This is a genomic window from Asanoa hainanensis, assembly GCF_900188485.1.
Classification (GTDB): Bacteria; Actinomycetota; Actinomycetes; order Mycobacteriales; family Micromonosporaceae; genus Asanoa; species Asanoa hainanensis.
In genome coordinates this window covers 1-16,438 of the sequence record NZ_FZPH01000029.1, presented here as the reverse complement: position 1 = coordinate 16,438, position 16,438 = coordinate 1, and the positions used below count along the sequence as shown (strand labels likewise).

Sequence of the window (16,438 nt, the reverse complement as noted above, 5' to 3'; positions counted from 1 at the left end):
GGTGCCGTGGCAACAGGTCAGGACAGGATCTGGGGCGGTGTGCCCATCCGCAACCGGCACTTCACGGGTCGCGAGAGCCTGCTCGAACGGCTCGAGGAGGCGCTCGGAGGCACCTCCAAGGTGTCGGTCCTGCCGCACACGTTGCAGGGCCTGGGCGGTGTCGGCAAGACGCAACTCGCTGTCGAGTACGTCTATCGGCAGGTCGACCGGTACGACCTGGTCTGGTGGATCGCGGCGGAGCAGCCGTCGGGTGTGCTCCGCTCGCTGACCGAGCTGGCGGAGCGGCTCGGTCTGCCCACCACCGAGGACAGCGAGCGGAACGCGCGCGTCGTACTGGACTCGCTCGCGGGAGGTGGCCTGACCTGGCTGCTGGTCTACGACAACGCAGGCGATCCTGAGACGCTCGACCAGTTCGTTCCGTCTTCGGGCGGAGATGTCATCGTCACGAGCCGCACCCGGGAATGGGCCGCGGTCGGGCCGTCGATCGAGGTCGACGTCTTCGAACGCGCCGAAAGCGTGGAGTACCTCCAGCGGCGCGGTGCCGGAGAAACAAAGATCCCCGCGTCGGAGGCGGACGCCCTTGCGGAGAAGCTCGGCGACCTGCCGTTGGCGCTGGAGCAGGCCGCGGCCTGGCACCTGAGCACCGCCATGCCCGTCCAGGAGTACATCGCGCTGCTCGATACGCACGCCACCGACCTCCTGGCCGAGGGCAAGCCGTCCCACTACCCGTTCTCGGTGGCGGCATTCGTCATCCTCGCCATGGAGCGCCTGCGGAACGATGAGCCGGCGACGGCGGAGTTCTTCGAGCTGTTCGCGTTCCTGGGCGGCGAGCCGGTCCCGGTGTCGCTGCTCGTCAACGGGCGGCACGCCGAGCTGAGCGAGCCGCTGTCGGGGTTGCTCCGGGATCGGGTCCGGTGCGGCCGCGCCATTCGCGGCCTCGTCCGGTTCGGCCTGGCGAAGGTCGACGCGGCGCAGCGGATCCAGGTGCACCGGCTGGTGCAGCGGGTCCTGCGCGACGAGATGTCTTCCGATCGGGCGGCGGCGGCGCTGCGCAACGTCCGCGCGATCCTCGTCGGGGCCAGCCCGGGCAACCCCGACGAGTACGCCGATCTGGAGCGGCACGCCGCTCTCGGACCACATCTCGACCCGGCAGACCTGACGAACGCCGACATCCTCGACGGCCGCGTGGTGGTGCTCGACCACGCCCGTTATCTGTTCATCGTCGGCGACTACGAGAACAGCCGACATCTCGCCGAACGGGCAGCCCGGACCTGGGAGAGGGAGACGTCCGACTCCCGGCTCGGCCCGGACGGCGAGCTGACCCTGCTGGCGCGCGCACACCTGGCGAACGCCCTGCGGGCCCTGGGCGACAGCGCGTCCGCCGCCGCCCTCGCGCGGGACACCTACCGACGCTTCCGCGACAGCTCGTTGATCGGCCCGGATCACGAGTTCACGCTGATCACCGGCAACCAGATCGGTGCGGACCTGCGCATCGCGGGCAGATACCCCGAGGCGCTGGAATTCGCTCAGGCGTCCGTGGCGGCGCACCGCACCGTCTTCGGCGCGGACGGTACCTATCCGCTGCGCGCGAAGCTCGGCCTGGCCGCCTCCCTGCGCCTGGTCGGCGACTTCCGAGGCGCGGCCGGGCTCGACGAGGAGGTCGTCGAATCGGCCGGGGACGGCCGGCAGTCCCTCGAGGCGCGGATGAACCTGGCCCTCGACTACTACGGTCAGGGCGAGTACGCGGCCGGACTCCAGCTGGTAGAGGCATGGCGCGAGCCGCTCCGGCACGTCGTCGGTTCGCACCACCGATTGGCCCTGCTGGCCGACCGCACCTACGGGATCCTCCTGCGCAAGGCGGGTCGCCTGGCCGAGTCCGTCGAGCTGCTCCAGGAGGCCCACGCGCGTACGCTCGCGCGGTTCGGCCCGGACCACGAGCACGCGGTCGCGGTGGCCGTGAGCCTCGCCAACGCGTTTCGCCAGGTCGGGCAGGTCGACGTGGCCGAGGATCTGATCTCCGAAGCACTGCGCAGATACGGATCCACCTTCGGTGCGACACATCCCCTGACCCTGGCGGCCACCGTCAACGCCGCGATCGTCAAGCGCGCCGTCGGCCAGTTGGACCACGCCACGGCCCTCGACGAGCGCGCCTACGAGAAGCTGGCCGAGGTGCTGTCGCCCGACCATCCGTACACCCTCTGCGCCGGTGGGTCGGTCGCCGCCGACCACGCCCTCGCTGGTGACCACCGGTCGGCGCTGGCCCGCTCCACCTCGATCCTGGAGACCTCGGCGCACCCCGACGCGTTGCTGCGCGCGATCAACCGGTCCCACGACCTGCGCGCGACCGGATCGGTCCAGGAAGGCGAAGCCCTGTTCGCCAGGTCTCTCGAGGGGCTACGCGCGTCGCTCGGGCACGAACACCCTGAGGTGGTCGCCGTCGCCGACGGCCGGCGGGCGGAGGTCGACCTGGAGCCGATGCCTAGTTGACCGGCATCAGGGACGTGCCGCCGCCCTTGATGGACCTCGTGTACGTGCGGCCGCTGTCCCAGGAGAAGCACTTCACGCCCCGGTTGCCCTGGTCCCATTCGGCGGCTGTGGGGTAGTAGTAGATCGTGCCTGTGCGGAACGCCAGGTTGTCGTCCTTCGGCAGTTTCGCGTACGTCGCGACCGTGTTCAGGCAGGCCTTGTGGATCGCCTCGCCGTCGTCGATGAACGTCTTGTACGGCTTGTTCGGCGCCTCGTAGATGCCGACGAACTCGCTGCGGTGCGACTTGGTGCAGGCGATCGCCACCATCTCCTGCACGATCTCTTTGGAGATCTTCGGCGTGAAGCAGCCGTACTGGAGCCCGCCCGCCTTCGTCAGCGCGCCCTTCAGCGACGCCGACCGGTTGGCGATGCTGGTGTCGTCGAGCGAGGTCGTCTCGCCGACGTCGCAGCGGTACCAGCGCGAGCCACCCTGCCAGGCCTCCGGCGCGGGCAGGGCGAGCGTCAGGGAGAGCCGGGCCGTGCGCCAGTCGCCGCCCAGGTAGTCGTCGGCCTGCTCGCCGCAGTCCGCGTACGCCGCCTGGTAAGTCTTCTCGCCGGGTTTCGGCAGTTTGTTGCCCGCGTCCGTGAACGATCCGACGTGGACCGTCTCGACCAGGTGGGGCGAGGCGCAGTCGACCGGCGCGTACGCCGCCAGGTAGCCGGACTCCACCGCGGAGGCGTGGCAGACCTCGGCGTCGGGCACGAACGGCTTGGGCTCGCTCATCGGACGCCAGTCGTCGCCGATGTCGCCGTCGACGCCGGCCGGGTTGCCGCCGCACCCGGTCAGGGCCACGGTAGCCACCAAGCTCGCCAGGCCCACTGCCCACCACCGTCGCATCTGTGCATCCCTCCACAGGGCCCGGGTTGTGGGCAACCCTACGGGGATCGGCCTCAGGTTCGTACACTGGCCCGGTGACCCGACCGTCGCCGATCGTCGCCCCCAGCATCCTCGCCGCTGATTTCGCCCATCTCGCCGACGAGGTCCGCCTGGTCGAGCAAGACGCCGACTGGTTGCACATCGACGTCATGGACAACCATTTCGTGCCCAACCTGACGATCGGGCTGCCGGTGGTGCAGAGCCTCCGTCCGATCACGCAGCTCCCGTTCGACGTGCACCTGATGATCGACGAGCCGCGCCGCTGGGCACCCGCCTACGCCGACGCCGGCGCCTACAACGTCACGTTCCACGCCGAGGCCTGCGACAACCCGGTCGCGCTGGCCAAGGACCTGCGTTCGGCGGGCGCCAAAGCCGGGCTGGCGATCGACCGGGACACCCCGATCGAGCCGTACCTGGAGCTGCTGCCCAGCTTCGACACGCTGCTGGTGATGACCATCAAGGCGGGATTCGGCGGCCAGCGCTTCGTGCCCGAGCTGCTCGACAAGGTCCGCCAGGTGCGCGCCGCGCAGGAGAGCGGGCACCTGGAGCTACGCATCGAGGTCGACGGCGGGATCGCCGCCGACACCATCGAGCAGGCGGCGGAGGCGGGCGCCGACGCGTTCGTCGCGGGCACCGCGGTCTACGGCGCCGACGACCCGGCGGCCGCGATCAGACGGCTGCGGGGCCTTGCCGCAGGTCGGGGCGGGCATCGATGAGCGAGCGGTCCGAGGTCAGCCTGGAGACCTCCAACAAGCTCGGGCTCATCCTGATCGTCGACGACGACGAAGACATCGCCCGGTTCGTCGGGATCAGCCTCAAACTGCACGGTTTCGACGTGATGCGCGCGGCCGACGGGCTGGAGGCGCTGGAGCTGATCGAGCGGGCCCGCCCCGACCTCTGCGTGGTCGACCTGATGATGCCGCACATCGACGGCGTCGAGCTGACCCGCCGGCTGCGCGCCAACCCGATGACCGCCGCGCTGCCGATCATCATGCTGACCGCCAAGGGCCTGACCGTCGACAAGGTCTTCGGCCTGACCGCCGGCGCCGACGACTACATGGTCAAGCCGTTCGACACCTCGGAGCTCTGCGCCCGGGTCGAGTCGACGCTGCGCCGCAACCGCGAATACCGCGAGGTCTCGCCGCTGACCGGCCTGCCCGGCAACACCCGGATCGGCCGGGAGATCACCGACCGGGTCCGCAGCGGCACCGACTACGCGGTCGCCTACATCGACATCGACCGCTTCAAGAGCGTCAACGACGTGTACGGCTTCGGCCGCGGCGACGAGTTCATCAGCGCGCTGGCCCGCAGCCTCCACCGGGCGGTGATCGAGGCCGGCCTGCCACCGGCCTTCCTCGGCCACATCGGCGGCGACGACTTCGTGATCGTCTGCTCCCCGCAGCAGGTCCGGCCGCTGTCCGAGAAGGCGGTCCTCGACTACGAGAAGACCACCGACGGGTTGTACGACGAGCGCGACGCGGCCCGTGGCTACGTCGAGGTCCGCGACCGCCGCAACAACATCCAGCGGGCGGCCCTGGTCACGCTGTCGATCGGCGTGGCGCTGTCCAGCGGCGACCGCCGCTTCTCGGACCCCCGCGAGATCATCGCGCTTGCCAACGAGATGAAGGGCGTCGCGAAGAGCCAACCCGGCTCGTACGTGGCGGTCGACCGGCGCCTATCAGCGGGCTGACCGGCTCGCTGTCCGGTTTGCCCGGCCGTGTCCGTGAGCGGCGCCGCGTGTGAGGTAGGTCGCCTGTCGATCGCTGTTCCGCGGATTGCGTGTAAGACTGGACCGTACCCACCACGCGCTGGCGGGACTCGGTGAAATTCCGAACCGGCGGTGATCCGGGAGCCTGGCTCCTGGTAAGCCCGCGACCCGGTCGAGGAACCTCTCGAACGGTGGACCTGGTGAGAATCCGGGGCCGACGGTTGGGCAGCCCCCATGGCCGCCCAGACAGTCCGGATGGGAGACAGCGCGAGGGCGGATGGCCGCGCCGTTCCCTGGCGCCGCCGTCGGGGCGGCTTGGCGATGCCGCCGTCCCGAGCCGCGCTCCCGTCTGACCTTCCCCGCCGCGCGTGACCACGGCGAACGGGAAGGAACGGGCATGGCGAGCGGCGGCGTCTCCATCGACGAGGCGATGCGACGCGCGATCGCGCTGGGCGCGCGCGGCCTCGGCACCACGAGCCCCAATCCGATCGTGGGCTGTGTGCTGCTCGACGCCGCGGGCGAGGTGGTCGGCGAGGGCTTCCACGCGTACGCCGGCGGACCGCACGCCGAGATCGTCGCGTTGGCGCAGGCCGGCGAGCGGGCCCGCGGTGGCACCGCGATCGTCACCCTGGAGCCCTGCAACCACACCGGCCGCACCGGCCCCTGCACCCGCGCGCTGATCAACGCGGGCGTGGCCAAGGTCGTCGTCGGCGTCGCCGACCCGGACCCGGTCGCCCGGGGTGGCGCCGAGACGCTGCGCGCCGCGGGCGTCGAGGTCGAGATGGGCGTACGCGAGGACGAGGCCGAGGCCGGCAACATCGCCTGGCTGACCAGCGTGCGCCGGGGCTGGCCGTACGTGACCTGGAAGTACGCGGCCACCCTCGACGGCCGGTCCGCCGCCGCCGACGGCACCAGCATGTGGATCACCTCCGAGGCCGCCCGGATGGACGTGCACGCGCTGCGCTGCGCCAGCGACGCCGTCATGGTCGGCATCGGCACCGTGCTCGCCGACGACCCCCGGCTCACCGCCCGCAACCTGCGCGACGGCTCGCTGGCGATCCGGCAGCCGCTGCGGGTCGTGGTGGACAGCGCCGGGCGTACCCCCGCCGGTGCGAAGGTCCGCGACAACGCCGCCGCGACCTGGGTCGCGACCGCCGCCCAGGTCGGCACCGGCCCCGACGGCCAGGTCGACCTGCAGGCGCTGCTCGCCGCGCTGCACGTACGCGGCGTCCGGTCCGTGCTCCTGGAGGGCGGCCCCCGACTGGCCGGCGCGTTCCTCGCCGCCGGGCTGGTCGACAAGGTGGTCGGCTACGTCGCGCCGAGGCTGCTCGGCGCCGGTGCGTCGGCGCTCGTCGACGCGGGCGTGTCGACCATCTCCGAGGCCATCGACCTCGATCTCACCGATGTCACGCGGGTCGGCCCTGACCTGCGGTTCACCGCAGTGCCACGCAAGAAGGAGGGCTGACCCGCATGTTCACCGGCATCATCGAGGAGCTCGGCGAAATGGTCGGCTGGACGGCGACCGGCGACGACTCCGGCCTGATCGCCATCCGGGGCAAGGTCGTCGTCGACGACCTCAAGCACGGCGACTCGATCTCGGTCAACGGCGTCTGCCTGACCGCCGTCGAGATCTCCGGCGAGGGTTTCACCGCAGACGTCATGGGCGAGACGCTCAGGCGTTCGTCGCTCGGCGAGCTGCACCCGGGTGACCCGGTCAACCTCGAGCGCGCGGCCCGGCTGGACAGCCGGCTCGGCGGGCACCTGGTGCAGGGGCACGTCGACGGCGTCGCCCGGATCGTCGGGCGGGAGGCGGCCGAGCAGTGGACCACGGTCCGGTTCGAGCTGCCCGCCGCCATCCGCCGCTACGTCGTGGAGAAGGGCTCGATCACCGTCGACGGTGTCTCGCTGACCGTGATGGAGGCGGGTGACGACACGTTCGCCGTCGGGCTGATCCCGACCACGCTGTCGCTCACCACGCTCGGGCACAAGCAGGTAGGCGACCTCGTCAACCTCGAGGTCGACGTGATCGCCAAGTATGTCGAACGGCTCCTGGGGGAGAGGTCATGACGCTGTCCACTGTGGAAGAGGCCGTCGCCGCGATCGCGGCCGGCAAGCCGGTCGTGGTCGTCGACGACGAGGACCGCGAGAACGAGGGCGACCTGATCTTCGCCGCCGAGCTGGCGACGCCGGAGCTGCTCGCGTTCACGGTGCGCTACACCTCGGGCTACATCTGCGCGCCGATCACCGAGGAGGACGCGGACCGCCTCGAGCTGCCGCCGATGTACCACACCAACCAGGACCGGCGCGGCACCGCGTACACGGTGACGGTCGACGCCCGGGCGGGCGTCGCGACCGGCATCTCGGCCGCGGACCGGGCGCACACGATCCGGCTGCTGGCGTCGACCGACACGCGTCCGGACGACCTGTCGCGCCCCGGGCACGTCGTGCCGCTGCGGGCCAAGGCCGGCGGCGTGCTGCGCCGGCCGGGCCACACCGAGGCCGCGATCGACCTCGCGGTGCTGGCCGGCCTGCGCCCGGCCGGCGTGCTGTGCGAGCTCGTCAACGACGACGGCACGATGATGCGCCTGCCCGACCTGGAGAAGTTCTCGGCCGAGCACGATCTGGCGATCATCTCGATCGCCGACCTGATCGCCTACCGGCGGCACCACGAAAAGCAGGTCGAGCGGGTAGTCGAGACGCGCATCCCGACCGACCACGGCGTGTTCACCGCCATCGGCTACCGCGCCGAGCACGACGCGGCGGAGCACGTGGCGATGGTCTACGGCGACATCGGCGACGGCGCCGACGTGCTGGTCCGGGTGCACTCCGAGTGCCTGACCGGCGACGTGTTCGGCTCGCTGCGCTGCGACTGCGGCCCGCAGCTCAACGCGGCGCTGGCCCGCGTGGCCGCCGAGGGCCGCGGCGTGGTGCTCTACATGCGGGGCCACGAGGGTCGCGGCATCGGCCTGCTGCACAAGCTGCAGGCCTACCAGCTGCAGGACATGGGCCGCGACACCGTCGACGCCAACCTCGACCTGGGCCTGCCGGCCGACGCCCGCGACTACGGCACCGGCGCGCAGATCCTCTACGACCTGGGCGTGCGCTCGATGCGCCTGCTGACCAACAACCCGGCCAAGCGGGCCGGCCTGGAGGGCTACGGGCTGACCATCGTCGGCCGCGAGGGCCTGCCGGTGCGCCCGCACCCGGAGAACGTCCGCTACCTGCGGACGAAGCGTGACCGAATGGGACACCTGATCGACGCCCTCGACGACGTCGACCTTGCGGAGGGATTCTGATGGCCGGTTTCGGCGAACCTGACGTGGCCGCTGTGGACGCCTCAGGCCTCACGGTCGGCATCGTCGCCGCCCGTTGGCACGGCGAGCTCACCGACCACATGGTCGACCGGGCGGTGGCGGCGGCGAAGGCCTCGGCGGTCTCCGACGTGGCGGTGGCGCGGGTCGCGGGCTCCGTGGAGATCCCGGTGGTCGCGCAGGCGCTGGCGAAGAAGTACGACGTCGTGGTCGCCCTCGGCGTGGTCATCCGCGGCTCGACGGCGCACTTCGACTACGTCTGCCAGTCGGTGACCGAGGGGCTGACCCGGGTCGCGCTCGACTCGGGCAAGCCGGTGGCGCACGGCGTGCTGACCGTGAACACCCTGGAGCAGGCGCAGGACCGCGCGGGCCTGCCGGGCTCCGCCGAGGACAAGGGCTGGGCGGCGACCCAGGCCGCCCTCGACGCGGCCCTGGCCATCCGGGCGATTTAGGGCCTGTCTCGTGGATCATGCCGGCACCCCGTCGGGCCCAGACGACGACCGACCGCACGCGGAGCCGGGCCGGATACAACACCGGTATCCGACCCACCTCGGCGCACGCCCGGACGCCGCCTGGACCTCGCCGGGGCACCACCCTGATCCACGAGAAAGGCCCTAGAGATCCAGCACCACCTCGCCGCGGGGGCGGGAGCAGCAGATCAGCGTGTTGCCCGGCCCCGCGGGTTCGAGGGGCTCCGGGTCGAAGGCGACCTCGCCCGAGAGCAGGCCTGTCTCACACGTGTGGCAGACGCCCGTGCGGCACGACCAGCGGGTCGGCACGTCGCAGCTCTCGGCCAGCTCCAGCAGCGAGCGGCGCTCGTCGGACCACGGCACGCTCAGGCCGCTGCGGGCGAAGGTGACCTGCGGGCCGGTGCCGGGTGGGCCCTCCGGCGGATGCGGCTGGCGGCGGGTCTTGTCGGTGATGCCCGGGTTGATCGCCGAGCGGGCGGCGAACAGCTCCGTGCGTACCTTGGCCGGGCTCATGCCGTAGTCGACCAGCGCTTTGCTGATGTCGTCCATGAAGGACTCCGGGCCGCACACGTACGCGTCGGCGCCCTTCGGCGGTGCCAGCGCGTCCAGCACCGACCCCGTCAGCCGCGTCTCGGTCGACCAGTAGACGTGCTCCCGCGCGTTCGGCAGCTCGGCCAGCAGGCTCCGGGTCTCGTCCGCGAAGGCCTCGTGGTGCGCGTCGTGCGCCGTGTGGATCCACCAGATCTCGCGCCGGTCGCGGTTGGCGGCCAGCCGGTGCAGCATCGCCAGCACCGGGGTGACGCCGATGCCGGCCGAGATGAGCAGGACCGGGTCGGTGCCGTCGGCCAGCAGGAACTCGCCCCGGGCGGGCGCCACCTCGATCAGCGCGCCCGGCCGCAGGTGGTCGGCCAGGAAGCCGCTGACCGCGCCGTGTGTCTCGCGCTTGACGCTGATCCGGTACGCGACCGGGTCCGAGAGCGAGTAGGAGCGCACCGGCACGGGGTCGCCCGCCTCCGGGACCCGCAGCGTCAGGTACTGGCCGGGCTGCACGGCCGGCAGGGCCTCGTCGTCGGTCGGGGCCAGGTAGTAGGACGTGATCGAGGCGTTCTCCGGCACGATCCGGTCGACCCGCAGCTTCTTGAAGCCCTTCCAGGCCGGCTCGTGACCGACGGGGATCGGGGCGAGCCCCCCGCCGCCGGCCAGCACCTCGTGGAACGACGCCTGCCACCCCGGGCTGAGCGCCGGAATGTCGAGGGCGTCGCGGATCCGGTCGTGGTCGGGGTTCGGCAGGTAGAGCAGCGCGTCGACCTCGGCCACGGTGACCCGGTGCGGCCCGACCCGGGTGCGGACGATCTCGTCGCCGGCGCCGACCTCGCCCTCGGTGATCACCCGCAGGTAGAAGCCGGGACGGTGATGGCCGACCAGCAGCGCCGGCAGCCGCGGCTCGCCCAGCCGCAGGCCGACCCGGAAGCAGGTGACCCGGGGCTGGGTGACCTCGAACTCGGCCTGGCCGATCCGGTAGCGGTCGCCGATGTGCACCTCGTCGTCCGGCAGCCCGTCGACGGTGAAGTTCTCACCGAAGGCGCCGTGCCCGCCGAGGTCCTTGTCGAAGAATTTGGACCAGTGTGCGTACGAGTCGGTCTGGTAGACCAGCACCGCCCGCATCTCGCCGCCGTGGCCGTCCTTGTCGCCCTGGCCGTCGCCGTCGAGGTTGAGCCGGCGGGCCATCGTGCGCCCCGGCACCGGTGTCTTGAACACTCCGGTGTAGACGGTCCGACCCTGCCACTGCACGTCCTTGGGCATTCCGACGTTCACCGACAACAGCGTCGCCATGGCTCCCCCTCTCGCCAACGTAGATCGGCGGCAGCGGGCCGACAACGGGCGTCACCGCGGCCGGGCCGCTGAACCGCTCGCCACGCATGTCACACCAGCCTCTCGCCGCCGTCGATGCCCAACGACACCCCGGTCAGGAAGGTGTTGGTGAGCGCGAAGACGACCGCCTGGGCCACGTCGTCGGCCGTGCCGACCCGGCGGGCCGGGTTGGTACCACTCCGGCCGGCGAACAGGGCCTGCTTCTTCTCCGGGCCGAGCGCGTCGTACGCGCCGGTGTCGATCGTGCCGGGTGAGATCGCGTTGACCCGGATCGGCGCGAGCTCCACGGCGAGCGAGCGCACGATCGCGTCCACGGCGCCGTTCGTGGCCGCGACCGCCAGCATCCCGGCCGCCGGCTTGACCGCGGTGGTGCCCGAGAACAGCAGGAACGAGCCGTCCGCCGGCATCCGGTTGGCGAAGTGCTTGGCCAGCAGGATCGCCCCGAGCGCCTTGGTGCGCAGCGACAGCTCGACGACGTCGGGGTCGAGCCCGCCCACCGGCCCCCGGGCCCGCGCCGAGGCGGTGGTGACCACGTGGTCGACGGTGCCGAGGCGCTCGGCGAGCCCGGCGATGCTGGACTCGTCGGTGAGGTCGACGGTCTCGGCGGTGATCGCTGGGTCGTCGTAGGCGAGGGCGAGCTTGGCCGGGTCGCGCCCGGCGACCACGACCGACGCACCGGCCTCCCGCACGGCGTCGGTGGTGGCCCGGGCGATCCCGCCGCCCCGGCCGATGACCAGCACGGTCCGGTCCTTGAGTGTCATGGTCCTGCTCCTCCCTAATGCATAACTCGACGCTAGAAGCATTAGGCGCGGAGGCGCAAGCGGTTCTCGCGATCGTCCCAACTAATGGATAGGGTGGGTGGGTGAGCATCAGTCTGGCCGAGGTCCAGGCGGCTGGTTTCCCGATGGGCGGCGAGCCGGTGGTCGCGCTCGACCTGGTCGACACCAAGATGCTCGTGACCAACCCACCACAGGACCTGATCGCAGACCCGGCGGCGGTGGAGGCCTGGTGGCGGCTGCAGTCGTCGCGCCTGCCCGCCGGCCCGACCCCGGACCTGGCCGGCACCCAGCGGCTGCGCACGGCGATCCGCGACCTGTTCGACGCCCACCTGGAGGGCCGCCGGCCAGGCCCGGGCAGCCTCGACGAGGTCAACGCCGTGGCCGCCGCGGTCCCGACCAGCCTGCGCCTGGTCGGTGTGGACGGGGGCTACCGCGAGGAGACCGACTGGCACACCGAGCACGGCGGCAACGCGGCCCTGGCCGCCACCGCGCGCGGCGCGATCGAGCTGCTGGCCGACGAACAGCGGCTGGCCCGGCTACGCCGATGCGCCAACCCCGCCTGCTCGATGCTGTTCCTGGCCGAGACCACCCGCCGCCAGTGGTGCACCCCCAACATCTGCGGCAACCGCACCCGCGTCGCCCGCCACTACGCCCGCACCCACCCCAAGGACTAGCTCCGCGGGGAGCGGCTCGCGGTGGAGGACGACCAGGCCCGCGACCGCTCGGGTCAGGGTCACGTAGAGGCGGGCCAGGCCGCGGGGCTCGGCGGCGACGATTTCGCCGGGCTCCAGGACGATCACGTGGTCGTACTCGAGGCCCTTGACCATGCTGGCCGGGACGACGGTGGCTCCGGGGATCGCGCCGAGGGTCTGCGCCAGGTTGTCGGCCGCGATTACCGCCACCGTCGCCTCGGCCGGCATCCTCGTGATCTCCTCCCGGGCCGCCGCGGCCAGGTCGTCGACCTGGCGCACCTCCAGCTTTCCGCCCGGCTGGTACGAGCGGGTCGGTTCGATGCCCGGGGCCAGCGCGCGGGCCGCGTAGTCCGCGATCGTCTGTGGCACGCGGTAGCCCGTGTGCAGGTCAAGCGCGCGCACCTCGTGCTTGCCGAGCCGGGAGACCAGGTCCGCCCACGAGTCCGCGGCCAGTGGGTGGGTCGCCTGGCCGAGGTCACCGACGATGGTCATCGACGCGTACGCCGCCCGCCGCGCGATCATCCGGCACTCCATCGGCGACAGGTCCTGCGCCTCGTCGACGATTACGTGGAGGTACGGCTCCTCCACCGGCGTGTCGTCGGTCTCGGCGACCGGCAGCGGCTCGGCGAGCACCGGCACATAGCCCTCCTCGCCGTGCGGGTCGAAGCCGTCCGTCCAGCCCACCACCTGGTGGCCCTCGCGCAGGATGACCGCCTCGGCCCACCGCTGGGCGAGGCCGGCCGCGTCGTTGTCGATGCCCGGGCCGGCCAGCGCCATCGGCGTCGCCAGCCCGGGGGCGTAGAGCTCCCAGCCCTCCTGGAGCCCGCAGCTCAGCACGAAGGTCTCCCCGAGCCGCCGTTCGGTGGTCAGCTCGCGGAGCTGCCACTCCGGCTTGGGGGCGCGCGGCGGCGGTGGTGGGTCGCCGAGCAACCCGGTCAGCTCGTCGAGCAGCGGCACGTCGTCGACCGAGAAGCCGTCTCCGTAAGAGGCGGACAGGGTCTCGGCGTCCGGGCCGGCCACGCGGGACGGGTCGGCCAGCCACGCCAGCACCGCCGTCGGGGTCAGGGGCGGCCACCACGCGCGCAGGAACCGCTGGAACTCGCTCCGGTCGCCGACCTCGTAGAGGAACAGCTCGCGGTCGAGGTGGTCGGCGTCCACGGTGGACCACAGCTCGTCGAGCAGGACCGCGGCGGCGGCCCTCCGGGCGGAGTTGGGCAGCGTGCCGTCGGCCTCGCAGCGGGCGCGGACCCGGGTGCGGGCGGCCGACAGGTCTCCGGCGCCGATCGTGAGCACCTGACCGGCGTACACGATGCGCAGTTTGTCTGGTGCTCCCGGCGGTGTCTGCCACATCAGCTCGGTCAGCACCTCGCGCATGTGCTCGCTGCCTTTGATCCGGGCGACCTCGGCGCGGTCGCGGCGGGTGGCGGTCACCCCGTCGAACAGCTCGCCGATGGCCCGCAGGTGCACGCTGTCCTCGCCGAGCGACGGCAGCACCCGGCCGATGTAGTCCGTGAACACCGTCGACGGGCCGACCACCAGGATGCGGCCGCCGGTGAACCGGCCCCGGTCGGTGTAGAGCAGGTACGCGGCACGGTGCAACGCCACCTGGGTCTTGCCGGTGCCCGGGCCGCCGGTGATCAGCGTGACGCCGCGGGCGGGCGCCCGGATGGCCTCGTCCTGCTCGCGCTGGATGGTGGTGACGATGTCGCGCATGTGCGGGCCCCGGGACCGGCGCAGCGCGGCCAGCAGGGCGCCCTCGCCGAGCACGCGCAGGTCGCCGGCGGCGGTGGCTTCGGGGGACAGCAGGTCGTCGTCGAGGTCGACGACCCGCTCGCCGCGACAGAAGATGACCCGGCGCCGAACCACGCCCAGCGGGTCGCCGGTGGTCGCGCGGTAGAACGGCGCCGCCGCCGGCGCACGCCAGTCGACCAGGAGCGGCTCGATGCCGTCGCGGACGCCCAACCGTCCGATGTGGTACGTGTCGCCGTCGGTGAAGTCCAGCCGCCCGAACACCAGGCCGTCGGCCTCGGAGTCGAGCTCGTGCATCCGGGTGGCGGCCCGGTGGACGATCGCGTCCCGCTCCACCAGCCCGGTCGCCGACCTCGTCGTCGCCCTCTGGTGCCCTTCGCCTTCGAGCGCCCTGGCCTGCTCGCGCAGCACGTCGAGGCGCTGGTGGATCCGATCGACAACCTGCTGCTCAGCGGCGATTTCCTGTGTCCTGACTGCGGGCACGATGCTCCCCCGGGTATCCGCTCGTAGTGGGTCCCGACGAGCATATGAGCAGGTCAGAGCGGGAAAATCAGCATCCTGGTCGATTCGTAGGGGTTGCGCCGCACGTATAGTTAAAGGGGATGAGGGACGAGCTCGACGAGATGGCGCGCCAGATCATCGACGCCAACAGCTATCTGACGCTGGGCACCGTCGGGCCTTCCGCGCGGCCGCGGGTCTCGCCGGTCTACTTCACCCACGTCGGCTATCGCGACTTCTACTGGGTATCCTCGCCGGTGGCCCGGCACTCGCTCAACGTCGCCGAGCGGCCCGACGTCGCCATCGTCGTCTTCGACTCCAGCGCCGCGATCGGTCGCGGTCGCGCCGTGTACGTGGACGCGGTCGCGGCCGAGGTGCCTTTCGAAGAGCTGCCCCGCCGGTGTGCCGAGGCGTTTCTTGACGTGGCGCCCGGCGCGGTCGCCTTCACCCCCGCCGAGCTGTCGGGTGCCGCGGAGCTGCGGCTCTACCGCGCCCGGGCGACGGCCCTCGACGTGCACATCCGGGGGAGCGACCCGAAGTACGGCGCTCCCAACGGGATCGACTCGCGCCGCGCCGCGCAGCCCTGGGCGTGACGCGCTGGCGCCCGGTGGTCGCCGGTCATGACCGTGGGCGTTACGGGTTCGCGGTGGGCTGGTCGGTCGCCGGCCTGGTGCCGACGGTCGCGCCCGCGCTGACCGGTCGCCCGGTCGTCGCCCTGGTGGCCCTCCCGTTCGTGCTGCTCTGGCAGGTGGTGCTGTGGCGGACCGTGCTGGTCGGGGTGTACGTCGGCGCGGGCGGGATCAAGATCCGATCGGTCGCGCGTACCCGCGTCGTGCCCTGGCCCCGGGTCGACCGGGTCTGGACGGGCCAGGCCGACGGCTACGACGCGTGGCAGATCTGGGTGACGACCCGCGAGCCGCAGCGCCACCTCCCGACGCCGATCTGGCGCCGCGGCTCGCAGTCGTTCCATTTCAACCGGATCGTCCTGCCGGCCGACCAGTTCAGCGCGGTCCTGGCCGCTTTGGAGCCGCGTCAGCTCGGTGCGGTGTAGCAGAGGATGTAGGCCGTTCCCGCGTGCACCTCGTCGGTGGTGTTGGTGAAGGTCGCCTGCCAGCCCAGCAGCCCGCTGCCACCTGGGCCGACCAGCGGGACGCTGCCGATGACGGTGAGGTCGGGGGAGTCGACCTGGAAGCCGCCGCCGGTCGGCACCAGCCCGTCGGGGCATTCGACGCTGACGTTCTGGAACGCGCTGTTGGCCGGAATGTCCTCGGTCTCACTGAGCACCTGGCTGGGCCCGGTCAGCCCGGCGGGTCCGGGGGGACCCTGCGGACCACGCGGGCCGCGAACGTTCCAACGGATGCTGTGCTCGAACGGCCCGCAATCCGGCCGGTACGAGGTCGGGATGCGCACGTCACCGGTCGCCTTGTTGACGCAGGCGTCGATGACCCGCGCCCCGCCGCCCTCGGGCTCGGCCTGAGCCAAACTGCCGACAGCCAACAGTGTCGCGACAGCAAGCCCGCTCACGCTCAGCACCCGCACGGCGCGGCGTCGACTTAAAGGTTCCACGTCTCTCCTCGATGAAAGCCGAAATTCCTCCTCATTGGAGACCCATCGGTTATATCGCGAAGAAAGTCCGTGATTCAGGGCTTTCAGCCCATCCGCTCCCACCTGTCGACGCGCAGGGCACGAACACCTGCCCGCCGTTGGGTGTGTCGCCACCCGCGTGTCGGTCGGCGCCCAAACCCGCCGGAATCCCGGGGGGCGGACCAGTGACCGGGCGACCGGCAACGTCGAGGCGGAAGTGTGTGTGGGGCGTGCGGGTCGAAACGTGCCGGTTCTTCCGCGGCCGCGACTGGGTGTCGGGTGGCGCGGAGGCTGGGGTCGGAACCGGAGTCCGTGGAGGTGTGCGGGTTGGAACCCGGCCGGTTCTTGCGCGGGCGTGACCCGGTGTTGGGT

Annotated in this window: 14 protein-coding genes, 1 pseudogene and 1 riboswitch; of the genes and pseudogenes, 10 read left to right on the top strand and 5 right to left on the bottom strand. The window is 71.8% G+C overall.

What is annotated here, in order from left to right:
* The first annotated feature begins 6 nt into the window (after positions 1 to 6).
* Entirely contained in the window at positions 7 to 2,487 is a 2,481-nt protein-coding gene (fxsT, locus tag CHC05_RS38415) for an FxSxx-COOH system tetratricopeptide repeat protein (RefSeq protein ID WP_144022974.1), read from the top strand.
* Here the strand turns inward: fxsT and CHC05_RS38410 are convergent.
* Positions 2,480 to 3,364 (bottom strand): septum formation family protein, encoded by an 885-nt coding sequence (locus tag CHC05_RS38410; RefSeq protein WP_089255583.1) that lies wholly within the window; start codon positions 3,362 to 3,364, stop codon positions 2,480 to 2,482. The genes fxsT and CHC05_RS38410 overlap by 8 nt on opposite strands.
* A gap of 74 nt (positions 3,365 to 3,438) precedes the next feature.
* On the opposite strand from CHC05_RS38410, the gene rpe reads away from it, so the two are divergent.
* The 6 genes from rpe to ribH all read left to right on the top strand — a co-directional run bounded on the left by rpe (position 3,439) and on the right by ribH (position 8,874).
* Positions 3,439 to 4,119, top strand: coding sequence for a ribulose-phosphate 3-epimerase (rpe, locus tag CHC05_RS38405; protein ID WP_089255582.1), 681 nt, complete (start codon positions 3,439 to 3,441; stop codon positions 4,117 to 4,119).
* The gene (locus CHC05_RS38400) at positions 4,116 to 5,093 is read left to right on the top strand and encodes a GGDEF domain-containing response regulator (protein WP_089255581.1); all 978 of its coding nucleotides are present in this window, start codon (positions 4,116 to 4,118) and stop codon (positions 5,091 to 5,093) included. The genes rpe and CHC05_RS38400 overlap by 4 nt, the downstream gene beginning before the upstream one ends.
* Before the next feature lie 113 nt (positions 5,094 to 5,206).
* Positions 5,207 to 5,382: riboswitch (FMN riboswitch) on the top strand.
* Positions 5,383 to 5,508: 126 nt separating this feature from the next.
* Positions 5,509 to 6,576, top strand: a complete 1,068-nt coding sequence (gene ribD, locus CHC05_RS38395) for a bifunctional diaminohydroxyphosphoribosylaminopyrimidine deaminase/5-amino-6-(5-phosphoribosylamino)uracil reductase RibD (RefSeq protein ID WP_089255580.1) — start codon at positions 5,509 to 5,511, stop codon at positions 6,574 to 6,576.
* A gap of 5 nt (positions 6,577 to 6,581) precedes the next feature.
* Positions 6,582 to 7,178 carry a riboflavin synthase gene (locus CHC05_RS38390; RefSeq protein WP_089255579.1) on the top strand — a complete coding sequence of 199 codons (597 nt, stop codon included), beginning with the start codon at positions 6,582 to 6,584 and terminating at the stop codon, positions 7,176 to 7,178.
* Positions 7,175 to 8,407: a bifunctional 3,4-dihydroxy-2-butanone-4-phosphate synthase/GTP cyclohydrolase II gene (locus tag CHC05_RS38385; protein ID WP_089255578.1), complete on the top strand. Its 1,233-nt coding sequence runs from the start codon at positions 7,175 to 7,177 to the stop codon at positions 8,405 to 8,407. Before CHC05_RS38390 ends, CHC05_RS38385 begins: the two co-directional genes overlap by 4 nt.
* Positions 8,407 to 8,874, top strand: coding sequence for a 6,7-dimethyl-8-ribityllumazine synthase (gene ribH / locus CHC05_RS38380; RefSeq protein ID WP_089255577.1), 468 nt, complete (start codon positions 8,407 to 8,409; stop codon positions 8,872 to 8,874). Before CHC05_RS38385 ends, ribH begins: the two co-directional genes overlap by 1 nt.
* A gap of 162 nt (positions 8,875 to 9,036) precedes the next feature.
* Here ribH and CHC05_RS38375 read toward each other — a convergent pair whose 3' ends face one another.
* Both CHC05_RS38375 and CHC05_RS38370 read right to left on the bottom strand, forming a co-directional pair.
* A complete protein-coding gene (locus CHC05_RS38375; RefSeq protein ID WP_089255576.1) occupies positions 9,037 to 10,725 on the bottom strand; it encodes an MOSC and FAD-binding oxidoreductase domain-containing protein in 1,689 nt (562 codons plus the stop codon).
* Positions 10,726 to 10,814: 89 nt separating this feature from the next.
* A complete protein-coding gene (locus tag CHC05_RS38370; RefSeq protein WP_089255575.1) occupies positions 10,815 to 11,525 on the bottom strand; it encodes an SDR family oxidoreductase in 711 nt (236 codons plus the stop codon).
* Between the two features lie 143 nt (positions 11,526 to 11,668).
* Here CHC05_RS38370 and CHC05_RS38365 point away from each other — a divergent pair.
* Positions 11,669 to 12,142, top strand: a pseudogene (locus CHC05_RS38365) (CGNR zinc finger domain-containing protein); the annotation flags it as partial.
* Here the strand turns inward: CHC05_RS38365 and CHC05_RS38360 are convergent.
* The gene (locus CHC05_RS38360) at positions 12,080 to 14,467 is read right to left on the bottom strand and encodes a HelD family protein (protein ID WP_245871439.1); all 2,388 of its coding nucleotides are present in this window, start codon (positions 14,465 to 14,467) and stop codon (positions 12,080 to 12,082) included. The pseudogene CHC05_RS38365 and the gene CHC05_RS38360 overlap by 63 nt on opposite strands.
* Positions 14,468 to 14,586: 119 nt before the next feature.
* On the opposite strand from CHC05_RS38360, the gene CHC05_RS38355 reads away from it, so the two are divergent.
* On the top strand, positions 14,587 to 15,075 hold the full coding sequence (locus tag CHC05_RS38355) for a pyridoxamine 5'-phosphate oxidase family protein (RefSeq protein WP_089255574.1): 489 nt from the start codon (positions 14,587 to 14,589) through the stop codon (positions 15,073 to 15,075).
* On the top strand, positions 15,072 to 15,533 hold the full coding sequence (locus CHC05_RS38350; protein WP_089255573.1) for a hypothetical protein: 462 nt from the start codon (positions 15,072 to 15,074) through the stop codon (positions 15,531 to 15,533). Before CHC05_RS38355 ends, CHC05_RS38350 begins: the two co-directional genes overlap by 4 nt.
* Here CHC05_RS38350 and CHC05_RS38345 read toward each other — a convergent pair.
* Positions 15,515 to 16,006 (bottom strand): hypothetical protein, encoded by a 492-nt coding sequence (locus CHC05_RS38345; RefSeq protein ID WP_144022973.1) that lies wholly within the window; start codon positions 16,004 to 16,006, stop codon positions 15,515 to 15,517. The two genes, CHC05_RS38350 and CHC05_RS38345, sit on opposite strands and share 19 nt — an antisense overlap.
* Between the last annotated feature and the right edge of the window lie 432 nt (positions 16,007 to 16,438).

What these genes read in the sequence shown, in the direction of transcription:
- CHC05_RS38410 (WP_089255583.1), bottom strand. Translation starts at nt 3,364, where the DNA reads ATGCGACGGTGGTGGGCAGTGGGCCTGGCGAGCTTGGTGGCTACCGTG.
- CHC05_RS38400 (WP_089255581.1), top strand. Translation starts at nt 4,116, where the DNA reads ATGAGCGAGCGGTCCGAGGTCAGCCTGGAGACCTCCAACAAGCTCGGG.
- ribD (WP_089255580.1), top strand. Translation starts at nt 5,509, where the DNA reads ATGGCGAGCGGCGGCGTCTCCATCGACGAGGCGATGCGACGCGCGATC.
- CHC05_RS38390 (WP_089255579.1), top strand. Translation starts at nt 6,582, where the DNA reads ATGTTCACCGGCATCATCGAGGAGCTCGGCGAAATGGTCGGCTGGACG.
- CHC05_RS38385 (WP_089255578.1), top strand. Translation starts at nt 7,175, where the DNA reads ATGACGCTGTCCACTGTGGAAGAGGCCGTCGCCGCGATCGCGGCCGGC.
- ribH (WP_089255577.1), top strand. Translation starts at nt 8,407, where the DNA reads ATGGCCGGTTTCGGCGAACCTGACGTGGCCGCTGTGGACGCCTCAGGC.
- CHC05_RS38375 (WP_089255576.1), bottom strand. Translation starts at nt 10,725, where the DNA reads ATGGCGACGCTGTTGTCGGTGAACGTCGGAATGCCCAAGGACGTGCAG.
- CHC05_RS38370 (WP_089255575.1), bottom strand. Translation starts at nt 11,525, where the DNA reads ATGACACTCAAGGACCGGACCGTGCTGGTCATCGGCCGGGGCGGCGGG.
- CHC05_RS38355 (WP_089255574.1), top strand. Translation starts at nt 14,587, where the DNA reads ATGAGGGACGAGCTCGACGAGATGGCGCGCCAGATCATCGACGCCAAC.